Source organism: Gordonia aichiensis NBRC 108223, from assembly GCF_000332975.1.
Classification (GTDB): Bacteria; Actinomycetota; Actinomycetes; order Mycobacteriales; family Mycobacteriaceae; genus Gordonia; species Gordonia aichiensis.
In genome coordinates this window covers 89,755-102,741 of sequence record NZ_BANR01000017.1, presented here as the reverse complement: position 1 = coordinate 102,741, position 12,987 = coordinate 89,755, and the positions used below count along the sequence as shown (strand labels likewise).

The 12,987-nt window shown below is 64.8% G+C and carries 13 protein-coding genes; 3 read left to right on the top strand and 10 right to left on the bottom strand.

The genetic code is table 11. The features are described 5' to 3' along the window. Positions 1-30: 30 nt before the first annotated feature. The 4 genes from ispG to puuE form a co-directional block, all read right to left on the bottom strand. A complete protein-coding gene (gene ispG / locus GOACH_RS15775) occupies positions 31-1,215 on the bottom strand; it encodes a flavodoxin-dependent (E)-4-hydroxy-3-methylbut-2-enyl-diphosphate synthase (RefSeq protein ID WP_005176765.1) in 1,185 nt (394 codons plus the stop codon). Positions 1,216-1,282: 67 nt separating this feature from the next. Further along, a complete protein-coding gene (locus GOACH_RS15770; RefSeq protein ID WP_005176764.1) occupies positions 1,283-2,509 on the bottom strand; it encodes a M50 family metallopeptidase in 1,227 nt (408 codons plus the stop codon). 76 nt (positions 2,510-2,585) lie between these two features. Further along, entirely contained in the window at positions 2,586-3,764 is a 1,179-nt protein-coding gene (gene dxr, locus GOACH_RS15765) for a 1-deoxy-D-xylulose-5-phosphate reductoisomerase (RefSeq protein ID WP_005176763.1), read from the bottom strand. Positions 3,765-3,790: 26 nt separating this feature from the next. Next, entirely contained in the window at positions 3,791-4,756 is a 966-nt protein-coding gene (puuE, locus tag GOACH_RS15760) for an allantoinase PuuE (protein ID WP_005176762.1), read from the bottom strand. A 196-nt stretch (positions 4,757-4,952) separates the two neighbouring features. On the opposite strand from puuE, the gene GOACH_RS15755 reads away from it, so the two are divergent. Next, on the top strand, positions 4,953-5,225 hold the full coding sequence (locus GOACH_RS15755) for a DUF2631 domain-containing protein (protein WP_005176760.1): 273 nt from the start codon (positions 4,953-4,955) through the stop codon (positions 5,223-5,225). Between the two features lie 4 nt (positions 5,226-5,229). Here the strand turns inward: GOACH_RS15755 and rlmN are convergent, their stop codons facing one another. Beyond that, a complete protein-coding gene (gene rlmN, locus GOACH_RS15750) occupies positions 5,230-6,342 on the bottom strand; it encodes a dual-specificity RNA methyltransferase RlmN (protein ID WP_005176758.1) in 1,113 nt (370 codons plus the stop codon). Positions 6,343-6,372: 30 nt separating this feature from the next. On the opposite strand from rlmN, the gene GOACH_RS15745 reads away from it, so the two are divergent. Then, positions 6,373-6,765, top strand: coding sequence for a LapA family protein (locus tag GOACH_RS15745; RefSeq protein WP_005176757.1), 393 nt, complete (start codon positions 6,373-6,375; stop codon positions 6,763-6,765). A 30-nt stretch (positions 6,766-6,795) separates the two neighbouring features. On the opposite strand, the gene GOACH_RS15740 is transcribed toward GOACH_RS15745, so the two are convergent. From GOACH_RS15740 to GOACH_RS15725, 4 genes are all read right to left on the bottom strand, one after another. Continuing rightward, positions 6,796-7,656, bottom strand: a complete 861-nt coding sequence (locus GOACH_RS15740) for a short-chain dehydrogenase/reductase (RefSeq protein ID WP_005176755.1) — start codon at positions 7,654-7,656, stop codon at positions 6,796-6,798. Next, the gene (locus GOACH_RS15735; RefSeq protein ID WP_005176753.1) at positions 7,653-9,149 is read right to left on the bottom strand and encodes a flavin-containing monooxygenase; all 1,497 of its coding nucleotides are present in this window, start codon (positions 9,147-9,149) and stop codon (positions 7,653-7,655) included. Before GOACH_RS15735 ends, GOACH_RS15740 begins: the two co-directional genes overlap by 4 nt. Positions 9,150-9,346: 197 nt before the next feature. Then, positions 9,347-10,420, bottom strand: a complete 1,074-nt coding sequence (locus tag GOACH_RS15730; protein WP_005176751.1) for a PDR/VanB family oxidoreductase — start codon at positions 10,418-10,420, stop codon at positions 9,347-9,349. Then, positions 10,417-11,310, bottom strand: coding sequence for a metal-dependent hydrolase (locus tag GOACH_RS15725; protein WP_040518954.1), 894 nt, complete (start codon positions 11,308-11,310; stop codon positions 10,417-10,419). Before GOACH_RS15725 ends, GOACH_RS15730 begins: the two co-directional genes overlap by 4 nt. A gap of 132 nt (positions 11,311-11,442) precedes the next feature. On the opposite strand from GOACH_RS15725, the gene GOACH_RS15720 reads away from it, so the two are divergent. Continuing rightward, on the top strand, positions 11,443-12,051 hold the full coding sequence (locus GOACH_RS15720; RefSeq protein ID WP_005176747.1) for a TetR/AcrR family transcriptional regulator: 609 nt from the start codon (positions 11,443-11,445) through the stop codon (positions 12,049-12,051). 35 nt (positions 12,052-12,086) lie between these two features. Here the strand turns inward: GOACH_RS15720 and GOACH_RS15715 are convergent, their stop codons facing one another. Next, on the bottom strand, positions 12,087-12,971 hold the full coding sequence (locus GOACH_RS15715) for a phosphatidate cytidylyltransferase (protein ID WP_005176745.1): 885 nt from the start codon (positions 12,969-12,971) through the stop codon (positions 12,087-12,089). Between the last annotated feature and the right edge of the window lie 16 nt (positions 12,972-12,987).

Here is a 12,987-nt window from a genome sequence, read left to right as displayed (position 1 = left end):
CGACCGGCAACGTCGGTCTGCACGCCTGTGTCAGGAGACGGTCACGGTGGGTGTTCCCACCGCTGTATCACCAGTTTCTCCTGTTTCGCCCGCAATTCGCAGCGCTTCTTCGATCAGCGTCTCGACAATTTCTGCCTCGGGGACGGTCTTGATGACCTCGCCCTTGACGAAGATCTGCCCCTTGCCATTACCCGAGGCGACCCCGAGATCGGCTTCACGCGCTTCCCCGGGACCGTTCACGACGCAGCCCATCACCGCGACACGCAGCGGAACCTCCATACCCTCGAGCCCGGCGGTCACGGCGTCGGCGAGTTTGTAGACGTCGACCTGGGCACGGCCGCAGGACGGGCACGACACGATCTCCAGTTTGCGGGGGCGCAGATTGAGCGACTGCAGGATCGCGTCGCCGACCTTGATCTCCTCGGCAGGGGGCGCTGACAGCGACACTCGGATCGTGTCACCGATGCCCTGGCTGAGCAGAGAGCCGAAGGCCACCGACGACTTGATCGTGCCCTGGAAAGCGGGCCCAGCCTCGGTGACACCGAGATGCAGCGGGTAGTCGCACTGTGCAGCCAACTGCCGGTAAGCCTCGACCATGATGACGGGGTCGTTGTGTTTGACCGAGATCTTGATGTCGCCGAAACCGTGCTCCTCGAACAGCCCCGCCTCCCACAGCGCCGACTCGACGAGCGCCTCGGGGGTCGCCTTGCCGTACTTCTGCATGATCCGCTTGTCCAGCGATCCCGCATTCACACCGATACGAATCGGAATCCCTGCGTCGCCCGCGGCCTTGGCAACCTCTTTGACGCGGCCGTCGAATTCCTTGATGTTGCCGGGGTTCACCCGCACCGCCGCACAGCCCGCGTCGATCGCGGCGAAGATGTACTTGGGCTGGAAGTGGATGTCGGCGATCACCGGGATCTTGGACTTCTTCGCGATGATCGGCAGCGCGTCGGCGTCTTCCTGGCGGGGACACGCCACGCGCACGATGTCGCACCCCGACGCTGTCAGCTCCGCGATCTGTTGCAGCGTCGCGTTGATGTCGTGCGTCTTCGTGGTGGTCATGGACTGCACCGAGACCGGGTAATCGCTGCCGACGCCGACGGACCCGACGTGGATCTGACGTGTCTTACGACGCGGTGCCAGTACCGGCGGCGGCCCCGCCGGCATACCGAGACCGATGGCGGTGGCACCGTCTGTGGCTGGTGCGTTCATCTCGTACTCCTCGAAGCAGGTTCGGTTGTGTGCGCGGCGGTCATCTCAGGGCTGGCGCAGCCGCGCGTCAGAAGATCTTGATCGGGTTGACGATGTCGGCGGTCAGGGTCAGGACCATGAACCCGGCCATCACGATGACCACCGCGTAGGTGATCGGCATCAGCTTGTAGTAGTCGACGACGCCCCCTGGCGCCCGGCCGAACCACCGACGCACCGTGTCGCGGCCCTTCTCGTAGCCGACGATCGCCATGTGCCCACCATCCAAGGGTAGTAGCGGCACCAAATTGAAGAGTCCCAGGAACAGGTTCACGCTGATCAGCAGCAGCAGGAAGATGCTCCACTCGCCGTGCTCGACGGTTTGTCCGCCCATCACCGACGCCCCGTAGACGCTGACCGGCGAGTCCGTCGCCCGCTCACCACCGGTGACGGCGGCCCACAATCCGCTGACCTTCGAGGGCAGCGAGATCAGCGCCTTGAATGTCTCCACCAGGAGCTGACCGGTGAACGAGAACGTGCCAGGTACCGCGGTCGCTACGTTGTAGTGGTTGACGGCTTCCGGAGGTGCATTGAGCTGCACGCCGAGTGCTCCGACCGTGATCTTCTCGAGAGAGCCGTCATCGGCCTTGCGCATCCGCTGGACCTGCGTGATCGGAACGTCGATCGTCATCGTCGTGCCGTCACGTATCACCTCGAGAGCTGCGCTTCCCTTGGTCTCCCAGGTGGTGGTGATCAGGTCGGCGTTGTTGTCGACGCGATGGCCGTTGATGGCGACGATCTGGTCGCCCGAGCGCAGTCCGGCCTCGGCGGCAGGACTCGGCCCGGAACAGGCGACCGGATTTCCCTTCGCGTCGGTGGTCGGCGCCACGCACGTCGCCTTGTCGACGTAGACGGGCGCATCGTAAGCGTCGGGGCCGAGCTTGGGGAGCCCGAACGCGACGGCGACGATGAACACCAGCACGAGGCCCAGGATGATGTTCTGCGCCGGGCCGGCCAGGAGCACGACAAACCGCTTCCACGGCTTCTGCCGGAACATGGCGCGGTCGCGCTCGTCGTCGGCGAGTTCGTCGTAAGGGGTCATGCCTGCGATGTCGCAGAAGCCCCCGGCGGGGATCAACTTGATGCCGTACTCGGTCTCCCCGCGTCTGGTCGACCAGAGCGTTGGACCGAAACCCACGAAATAGCGACGGACCTTCATGCCGGTCGCCTGCGCCGCCCACATGTGCCCGCACTCGTGCCATGCGACCGACAGCACCAGCGCGACCGCAAACAGCACGACGCCGATCGCAAAACTCACTCGTCTAGCTCCACTTCGAGGATGCCCAACTCCACTCCGACGATCCTGCAGCACGCGCTACGGGCTGGTCTGCTCTTCACGAGGACGCGTGTGCGACGAACCGCGCTGCGCGCTCTCGTGCCCACGCATCGGCGGCCAGAATCTCCTCCACAGTACCTGGCTGTGACCGCCATTCGTCTGCGACGGCGAGCACATCGGCGATGATCTCCACGATCCGCGGGAACGCGATCTGACCGGCGAAGAAGCCGGCGGCGGCTGCCTCGTTGGCGGCATTGAACACCGCGGTGAGGCTGCCGCCTGCGCGTCCGGCCTCTCTCGCGAGCTCGATCGCCGGAAACACCTCATTGTCGACCGGCTCGAACGTCCAGGACGACGCCGTCGAGAAGTCGCAGGATGTCGACGACCCGGGGACACGATCGGGCCAGCCGAGTGCCAGCGCGATCGGGAGCTTCATCGAGGGAGGCGAGGCCTTGGCGATGGTGGCACCGTCGACGAAGGTCACCATCGAGTGAACGATCGACTGCGGGTGCACCGTGACATCGATCCTGTCGTAGTCGACGTCGAAGAGCAGGTGCGCTTCGATCACCTCGAGCGCCTTGTTGACCAGCGTCGCGGAGTTCAGTGTGATGAGCGGCCCCATCGACCAGGTCGGGTGTTTGCCCGCCTGCTCGGGTGTGACGTTCTCGAGTTGGTCCCGAGTCCAGCCCCGGAACGGCCCGCCGGAGGCTGTCAGCACCAGCCGCGAGACCTCGTCGGCGCTGCCCGCCCGCAGACACTGTGCGATCGCCGAGTGTTCGGAGTCGACGGGGACGATCTGACCGGGCGACGCGGCGTCGAGAACCAGTGCGCCACCCGCGACGAGCGACTCCTTGTTCGCGAGGGCCAATCGCGCACCCGATTCGAGCGTGGCCAGGCTCGGGCGCAACCCGATCGAACCGACGATCGCGTTGAGGACGACGTCGGCCTCGACTGTCTCGACGAGTCGGCACATCGCCTCATCGCCGGCACCACCGTCATCGCCGAGTACACCGTCGCCGAGATCGACCGCAAGCTTCTCCGCGGCAACGGGATCGGCGACGGCGATCCGGTCGGGGGCCAATCCGGTCGCGCGCGCCTGCGCGGCAAGGATGTCGAGGGAGCCACCTCCCGCGCCGAGGCCCACGACCTCGAATCGGTCGGGGTGCTCAGAGATCACCTCGAGGGCCTGGACACCTATCGACCCGGTCGAGCCGAGGATCAGTACGCGTGTGCTCACGCGTCCATTCTCACCTACCGGTGGCCTCAGGCAGGCGGGTGCACCGTGCGCCAGTGTTCAGCGATCTCAATGCGCCGCGGTATCCACACGCCGTCGTGTGATTGCACGTGATCCAGGAAGCGTTCGAGCGCGGCCAACCGGGCTGGGCGTCCGACGACCCGGCAGTGCAGCCCGACCGAGAGCATCTTGGGAGATCCCTCGACTCCCTCGCGATAGAGCACGTCGAAAGCGTCGCGCAGATGGGTGTAGAACTGTTCGCCCGAGGGAAATCCCCCTGGCGAGGCGAATCTCATGTCGTTGGTATCCATCGTGTAGGGCACGACGAGGTGGTCGACGTCCTCGAGCACGCCGTCGGTACGCCGGGGCACCTTCACCCAGTAGGGCAGGTCATCCGCGTAACTGTCGGAGTCGTAGACGAATCCTCCGTACTCCACGACGAGATCGCGTGTCTTGGGCGAGTCCCTGCCCGTGTACCACCCGAGGGGCCGCGAACCGGTGATCTCGGTCAGCAACTCGATGGCGGCTCGCATGTGCTCACGTTCGACGTGCTCATCGACCATCTGATAGTTCAGCCAGCGATACCCGTGACATGCGATCTCGTCACCGCGCTCGACGAATGCCGCCGCCACCTCGGGGTTTCGCGCCATCGCCTGCGCTACGGCGAAGATCGTCAGCGGCAGTCCACGCGCGGAGAATGTACGCAGGATTCGCCACACCCCGGCGCGAGACCCGTACTCGTAGAGCGACTCCATGCTCATGTGCCGATTGGGAAACGACTGCGCGCCGACCATTTCCGACAGGAAAGTCTCACTGCCACGATCGTTCTCGAGGACGTTGTTCTCACTACCCTCCTCGTAGTTGAGGACGAATTGCACCGCGATCCTCGCATCGCCGGGCCACTGCGGATCCGGTGTGGTGCGCCCGTACCCGATCATGTCTCGCGGATAATCCTCGGAGCGGTAGTCGGCCAGGGAGCGTGTCGTCGGAAGCATGGCGGCATTCTCCCCCACATCGAGCGTGGCCGTGCGACAGGGCGTAGGGGCTGCCGCTATGCTCATCGTGAACTACTACTGATCGTCAGAGACGGCCGTGCCATTGTCGGCCGACTCGATCCGCTCCGGCACCGGAGCGCCGTCACGTCAGTTGTTGGGCAGTGAAATGTCAGTCCTTAGGCAGTGAGGAGCCACCGTGGCAAGCACCGAGGTCGAGCACGACACGCACGAGCAGATCGACACCGGTTGGAAGCATGAGCCCGCCGATGCCCCCTCTGCCCGGTTCGGCTGGCACGGGACCGCCACGAAGACGGCGTACGCCGCCGGGTGGTTCTGCGTTGCAGCGCTGCTGTTCATGCTGATCGGCAACCAGGTCGGCCACGTCGAGGACATCTACCTGGTGGTCATCGCGGTCATCCTGGCGTTCATCCTGCTCTACAAGATGTTCAAGAAGAAGAAGTGGAGCTAGGCGACTACTTCGTCGTCTCTTCCGCCGCCAGCTGACCGCACGCCGCGGCGATCTCCTGGCCGCGGGTGTCGCGCACGGTGCACGACACGCCCTGAGCACGAACGCGACGGACGAACTCCCGCTCAACATCCTTGGGGCTGGCGTCCCATTGTGATCCGGGCGTCGGGTTGAGCGGGATCAGGTTCACATGAACTCGTGATCCGAGAGCTTTGTGCAGCTTCTTACCGAGCATGTCGGCCCGCCACGGCTGGTCGTTCACGTCGCGGATCAGTGCGTACTCGATCGATACCCGACGCCCGGTGGTATCGGCGTAGTAGCGGGCAGCGTCGAGAACCTCCTGCACCGACCACCGGTTGTTGACGGGCACCAGGGTGTCTCGCAGCTCGTCGTCGGGTGTGTGCAGCGACACTGCGAGGGTCACCGCAAGCCCCTCGTCGGCGAGGCGCCGGATCGCAGGGGCGAGACCCACAGTCGACACCGTCACCGAACGCGCAGAGATCCCCAGACCCTCGGGACTCGGCGACGTGATCTGCCGAACGGCCGATACAACGCGTTTGTAGTTGGCCAGCGGCTCCCCCATGCCCATGAAGACAACGTTCGAGAGCCTGCCCTCGTCGCCGAACTCTCCGTCCCGAAGCGCGCGCGCTGCCATGCGGACCTGGTCGACGATCTCGCCCGTCGACAGATTGCGGTCGAGTCCGCCCTGGCCGGTAGCGCAGAACGGGCAGGCCATGCCGCATCCCGCCTGACTGGAGATACACAGGGTGTTGCGATCGGTATAGCGCATCAGCACGCTTTCGAGCAGCGTGCCGTCATGAAGGCGCCACAGTGTCTTCCGTGTGCTCCCGTCGTCACAGGCGATGTGCCGGACAGGCGTGAGCAGCTGCGGAAACAGCGCCTCTGCCACCGCGGGGCGCGCTGCTGCAGGTAGATCGGTCATCTCCTCGACGTCGCCGTTCAGCCGTGAGTAGTACTGCCGTGCCAACTGGTCGGCGCGAAATCTCGGGAGACCGAGATCGGTGATCACCGCGCGCCTGCCGTCGGCGTCGAGGTCGGCGAAGTGTGTCGGCGGCAGTCCCTTCTTGGGTGCGGTGAACACGAGCGGTAATGACGTCATGAATCGATTGTCGCATGTCATGATGGGTGCATGAACCACGGCGACAAGCGCAGGGCCGACAACGACGTGACCGATTCCGAGGTGACTCCATCTGTCGATCCCACCGAGCACCAGGCCCTGCTCGCCGAACGACAGGAATTGCGCACCAGGATCGAGAAGGTCGAGCACACCCGAACCCGCGCGACATTCGTCGGTCTGGTCGTCGGTGCCATCATCACGATCCTGCTGCTCGTGTTCATCCTGCAGAACCTCGAATCACAACGGATCGACGTCCTGTTCTGGGAGGTCAATCTCCCCGTCGGAGTCAGTCTGCTCATCGCCGCCATCGCGGGCGCATTGATCGTCGCGATGGCCGGAGGTGCGCGCATGTTCCAGCTCAATCGCGCATTGAAGAAGGCGAAGAACGCGACCGACACGCCCTGAGCTCTGGCTCAGGCCGCTCTGTTCGGACCGTCAGTCGTCCGCGAATCGCGTCTGCCCGGCAGCATCGAGTTGCCGGATGACGCGATGGATCGACGAGTCGCGGGTGAGCTTCGCATCGAGCAGTGGGTTGATCACTCCGCGAAGTACCGAATAGAGGGTCCACTGCCTCGGTGCGATGATCAGCCCCCGTCGCGAGGCGAGAGCATCGACCAACACCGCGGCCGCCTGCTCGGCGGTGATCCGCCGACTCAGCGGCCAGGGAAGCTGTCGGCCGATCTCCCGGCCGATGGGGTCGTCATCGAGAGTCGCCCGCGTCATGTCGGTCTCGACGATCCCGAAGTAGGCGACACCCGCCGACGCCCCGTAGGGCGCCAGCTCGATGCGCAATGCCCGACCGAGCTGTTCGACGCCGGACTTGGTGATCATGTACGCCGAGCCGCCCATACCCGGGGCGAATGCCGCGCACGACGCCACCAACTGCATGTGTCCTCGCGCCGCGATGACCGGTTCTACGCACGCACGCACGGTGTTGAACACCCCGCGCAGATTGACGTCGACCACCTGCTCGAACTCGGCGGGGTCAACCGTGCGCAACGTCGCCGTCGGCGGCGTAATGCCCGCATTGGCGATGACGTGGTCGAGCCGCCCGAACGTGCCGATGGTCTTGTCGGCGACGGCACGCATCGAATCCAGATCACGCACATCGGCTTCGATGGTGAGCACCGCGTCGGCGGCGAAACCAACCGCCGCGGCCGACAGCGCCTCGTCGTCGACGTCGGTGAGCACCACCCGCGCGTCGCTTTCGCTGAGCAGCCGCGCGGTGCTCAGACCAATCCCCTGGGCTGCACCGGTGACCAGGACCACCGATCCGGACAGACGTGCGACGTTCATCGGCGCACCGCCGCGCTCGTCGACTCAACCGATGGTCGTCCTGGTAGGTCGGTGTCCCTTACGACGTCGAAATCATCCCACCGTACGTGTCGCATCGCTCTACGGAAGGTAAACACAAATCCGGGCCAGAACGTGACATTGCGCCCAGATGGACTCAGGTAGTAGCTGGCGCAACCGCCGGTGTTCCAGACCGATGCCGCGAGGCCGGCGTCGACCTCGTCGACGAAGCGGTCCTGCGCGGCGCGCGTGACATCGATGCTGCGGATTCCCCTGTCCCGCATGCCGGTCAATGCATCGAGGAGATAGTCGACCTGCGCCTCGATCGTGACCACCTGCGAGGTGTAGACCACCGAGTTTGGACCGAGGATCAGGAAGAAGTTGGGAAAGCCCGCAACACTGGTGCCCATGTACGCCGCCATCTCGCCAGTGCCCCATGTGTCCGACAGGCTGCGACCGTCTCGCCCGTGAATCCGCGAGAATCCTTCTCCCGCCGCCAGTTTGAATCCTGTCCCGAGAAGAATGGAGTCGACCTCATGGACGGCACCGTCAGCCGTTTCAATGCCGGTCGGATGCACCCGGACGATCGCATCGGTCACGACCGAGGCATTCTCGGCGCTCAGTGCCGGATAGTACTTGTTGGAGAACGTCGGTCGCTTGCAACCGAACTGGTAGGTCGGGGTCAATGCCGCTCTCAGCGCGTCGTCGTCGACCTGCCGACGTAGGTGCCACCGCCCCAGTGCCGCAGCCGGTTTCAGTATGCCGGGGTGGCTGACCAGCCCGGGCACCATTAATTCCTGCACGAGTGAACATGCGCCGCGCACTGCGCGCTGGGTGCAGGGCACACGAGCGAACATCCTTCGGATCGCACGCGGGACCGGACGATCCGGGTGCGGCAGAATCCAGGTCGGCGTCCGCTGAAAAAGAGTGAGGTGCTGTGCGTTCGGCTGTATCCGGGGCACAAACTGCACTGCCGAGGCCCCGGTTCCGATAACGGCCACACGTTTGCCGGTCGGCGACCACGTGTGATCCCATCGCGCCGAATGAATGACGTCGCCCTCGAAGTCGTCGAGGCCGGGGATGTCCGGGTGGGCGGGTTCGCTGAAGGGGCCGGTTGCCCCGACGAGGACATCGGCGGTGACGACCGATCCGTTCACCGTCAGTCGCCAGACCTGTGCGAGGTCATCCCACGACGCGTCGGTGACGTCGTGACCACACCGCACATGGGGCGTGACATCGAAATCGTCGGCACACCGGGCGATGTAGGCCTGGATCTCGCGCTGCAGCGGATAGAGACGCGTCCATTCCGGATTCGGGGCGAACGAGAACGAGTACAGCGCCGACGGGATATCGCACTGAGCGCCCGGGTAGGTGTTGGCCTCCCAGGTTCCTCCGACGGCCGACGCACGCTCGAAGACCACGAGGTCGTCGAATCCGCTCTGCAGACAGCGGATCGCCGCGCAGATACCACCGAACCCGGCGCCGATGATCGCCACGCGGAAGTGTCGACAGACCTGCTCTGGGACGTGGTGAGCCGACTCTCGCCGGTCTGCACCGGACCGGACTGAATCCGGGTGGGCTGCATGATTGCGGGGCGCATCATCGTGGGCTGTGTCACTGTTGCCTGGGTCATTGTTGGCTGGGGCATCGTGGACTGGGGCATCGTGGGCTGGGTGTGGCACGGTGGTTGCTCCTAGAGATCGACGACCACGTGGTCGCCTACTGCGCGCGAGACGCAGATCATCATCGAATCGTCGCGTTCGTCCCCGATCAGGACGCGGTCGTGGTGGTCGACGGTTCCCTCGAGAACACGGACGCGGCACGCACCGCAGAATCCCTGCTGGCACGAGTAGCGCACGTCGGGTCGTTTCCTGCGGATCGCGGCAAGCGCGCTCTCGTCGGCGGCGACGTCGACCGAGCCGCCGGAGGCGAAGTCGATCCGGAACGGCTCGCCGTCGACAACCATTGGCGGGCTGAATCTTTCACTGTGTAGTTCGCGCCGCGGTGTGTGTGTGATCACTGCGTGCCGTGCCGCCGACAGCATGCTCGACGGCCCGCACAGATAGATCGGTGCGGTGTCGTCGCCGATACCGAGCATTCCGGCGATGTCGGGTACGCCGTCGACGTCGTCGGTGAGGACACGCACCCGGTCGGCATCGAGTGCGAGCAGTTCGTCGAGAAACGGCATCGTGGACCGGGACCGTCCGGTGTAGACCAGCGTCCAGTCGAGGCCGCGCGCGTGCGCCTCACGGACCATCGGCACAATCGGGGTGATACCGATTCCGCCTGCCACGAAATGGCACCGTGTGCTCGCAGCGAAGGTGAACGCATTGCGCGGTCCCCGAATTCGCAACTCGTCGCCGCGGCGCAGCAGGTGCATCTCCGCCGAGCCGAGACCGCCGGCTATGCGTCGCACAGCGATTCGATATGTGATGGTGTCGGCCGGATCGCCGGTGAGCGAGTAGTGACGTTGACGATCGGAAGGCGTGAAGACGTCGATATGTGCGCCGGGTGTCCAGGCCGGTAACGGTGAGCCATCCGGGCGCGCGAGGGTGATGAGCCGCACTCCGTCGACCGTCGCGACACTGTCGACCACATTGAGTTGCATATCGAATCCCGCGCGGCGCACCGGATTCGGACGTGAGAGCCGGTCGGCGAACCTACCCCGTGCGAAGATCCCGGAGTAGCCTCTCGCAAGCCGGTAGATCTCACGGAGGACGGGTGTCGGATTGTCGACGACGGTGGTGGGCGGCGGAAGATAGTTCATAGCTCCGCCGCCCGTGCCGCCGGTGAGATCGCCAGGTAGCGAACGGCTTTGTCGATGTCGCCCATGCTCGACGGATGGAATCCCGGCCGCAGGTAGAGGTAGATCTGCTCGAACAGGAATGAGATCCCGGGAATCATCTGTCGGCGCGATGCAAGCGCAAATGCCACCGGCCACGCCCGGCGTCGAGTAATGGTTTTATCGTTGCGGTAGAGGTGCGCGGCGGTCGAAAACCACAGCGCTGCAAGTCCTGTCGACGCTATGAGCGCCGTACGCGCACGCCGGAAGTAGCCGCCGTCGACATACTGGAATGCGTCGAACGCCACGTTGCGGTGCTCGAGTTCTTCGGCACCGTGCCACCGCAAGAGGTCGAGCATGGTGGGATCGACGCCGACCTCGTCGAAGGCGACGTTGTCGAGCAGCCATTCACCCACGACCGCCGTGAAATGCTCCGCGGCGGCATAGATTCCGAGACGCTCACACAGCCAGGCACGGCGCGCACGTTGTCCGGTGATGCCGTGATCACCGAAGATCTTCTCGACGGCGAACTCTATGCGCGCCATCACCGGCCCGATCTCGACCCCGTTGACGATCAGGTACTTTCGGAAACCCTCGTGCGAGGCCGCGTGGGTGGCTTCCTGCCCGACGAAGCCGACGACCTCCTCCCTCAACCGCTGATCGTCGATCAACGCAAGCGCCTGTGCGAACACGTCGGCCATCGCCCGCTCGCCCTCGGGCAACACGAGATGCATGACATTCCAGAAGTGCGTTGCATACGGCTCGCCCGGAATGTACTCGAGTGGCACACCAGCCCAGTCGAACCGGACGGGACGAGCGTTGATGGCCAGCGCCTCCTCGTCGTACTCGCGTGTGCGTACTCCGCGTGTATGCATCTGCGCCACTACCCCTCGTGCTCATGCCATTACCCGAACGGCGCCGCGTCCGTTGCGCCATCTGTCGAACGCGAACAGTGAAACACATGTTGCATCATTGTTTCAATAGGCGACGTCGTTTACTCTTTCACCATGTCCGTGCCCGGTTTGTTCACCACAGAGGTAGGCGCCGAGACCACGTCTGACCCGATACTCGACGCCGCCCTCGACGTCTTCGCCGACATCGGGGTTCGCCGGGCCACCGTCGACGACATCGCCAAGCGCGCGGGGGTCGGGCGCGTCACCGTATATCGCCGCATCGGCGGGCGCAACGAGGTGCTGAGTGCGGTCCTGATCCGCGAGGCGTCGCGACTGTTCTCCGACGTCCGTGCTGCCGCGGAGGCTGCGGACACCTACGCCGACAGGGTGGTGACCGCATTCGCGACCACGGTGACGACGGTCCGCGGCAATCCGGTGTGGAACAGGCTCATCGAACTCGAGCCTGCGTCTGTGCTCGAGCAGTTGACGCTCAATGGAACGTACATCCTGTCGGCGGCTGTCGAGGCGACCGCCGACATCCTGCGGACCCCTGACACCACTCTCGACGACGACGAGCTCGCATCACGAGCCGAGATACTCGTACGCATCACGCACTCGATTCTGCTCACCCCGCAGGTTCGGGTACCGCTGACCGACTACGCCGACGTCGAGAAGTTCGCGCGCGATCATCTCCTCGCGATCGCAGGACCCGGCGGCCACTGAGTGAGGGCGCCGGGGGATCCGTGCGGTGAAGCGAATCAGAGAAGTGCGGTGAGAACCGCCCACACGATGAACGCCGAGGGCAGCAGCGAATCGAGGCGGTCCATGATTCCCCCGTGGCCGGGCAACAATGTGCCCATGTCCTTGATCCCCAGATCCCGCTTGATCTGCGACTCGACGAGGTCGCCGAGCGTGGCGCACACCACCAGGACAGGTCCGAGGACCAGACCGATCCACCACTGACTGTCGAGCAACCAGACCACGCAGCCGATCGCGCCGGCCGTCCCGACCAGAAGCGAACCGGCGAGGCCCTCCCACGACTTCTTCGGACTGATCGCCGGAGCCATCGGATGCTTGCCGAAGAGAACACCTGCTGCATACCCCCCGACATCAGAGCAGACGACGACGACCATCAGAGTCGCGACCCGGGCGGCACCGTGGTCTTGGACGACCATCATCGCGCCGAACGAGGCCAGCAGCGGCAGCCAGGCGAGCACGAACACACTCGCCGAGAGATTCTTGAGGTAGTTGACCGGGGCGTGATTGATCCCTTGCGCCAACAACATCCACACCATCAACACCAACAATGTCGCCACGAACGCCACGAGCACACCGGTCGTCCCCCACGGCCAACTCGACCAGATGATCGCCTGGCCACCGACCAATAGAGGGATCAGCGCGACGTCGTATCCGCCGTCGCGGAGGCGTTTGGTGACCTCCCACGTCGCGATCGCGAAGGCGACGGCGACGACGACGTACCAGACCTTGGGCGCGAACAGCAGGATGAGAATGATCCCGATACCCAGGGAGAGTCCTACGCCCAGAGCTGCGGGCAGGTCACGGCCCGCACGCGACTTCTTCGGCTCCGCCTCGGTGTTGCCGCCGCCGTCGTTGTCGCGATTCGACGCTGAATCGTCAGACATGGAATGTGCCGGCTCC

Bases quoted from the DNA above. Each gene is read 5' to 3' on its own strand.
- rlmN (WP_005176758.1), bottom strand. From the start codon at position 6,342: ATGACGTCATTACCGCTCGTGTTCACCGCACCCAAGAAGGGACTGCCG.
- ispG (WP_005176765.1), bottom strand. From the start codon at position 1,215: ATGAACGCACCAGCCACAGACGGTGCCACCGCCATCGGTCTCGGTATG.
- GOACH_RS15720 (WP_005176747.1), top strand. From the start codon at position 11,443: ATGTCCGTGCCCGGTTTGTTCACCACAGAGGTAGGCGCCGAGACCACG.
- GOACH_RS15725 (WP_040518954.1), bottom strand. From the start codon at position 11,310: ATGCATACACGCGGAGTACGCACACGCGAGTACGACGAGGAGGCGCTG.
- GOACH_RS15715 (WP_005176745.1), bottom strand. From the start codon at position 12,971: ATGTCTGACGATTCAGCGTCGAATCGCGACAACGACGGCGGCGGCAAC.
- GOACH_RS15730 (WP_005176751.1), bottom strand. From the start codon at position 10,420: ATGAACTATCTTCCGCCGCCCACCACCGTCGTCGACAATCCGACACCC.
- puuE (WP_005176762.1), bottom strand. From the start codon at position 4,756: ATGCTTCCGACGACACGCTCCCTGGCCGACTACCGCTCCGAGGATTAT.
- GOACH_RS15740 (WP_005176755.1), bottom strand. From the start codon at position 7,656: ATGAACGTCGCACGTCTGTCCGGATCGGTGGTCCTGGTCACCGGTGCA.
- GOACH_RS15745 (WP_005176757.1), top strand. From the start codon at position 6,373: ATGAACCACGGCGACAAGCGCAGGGCCGACAACGACGTGACCGATTCC.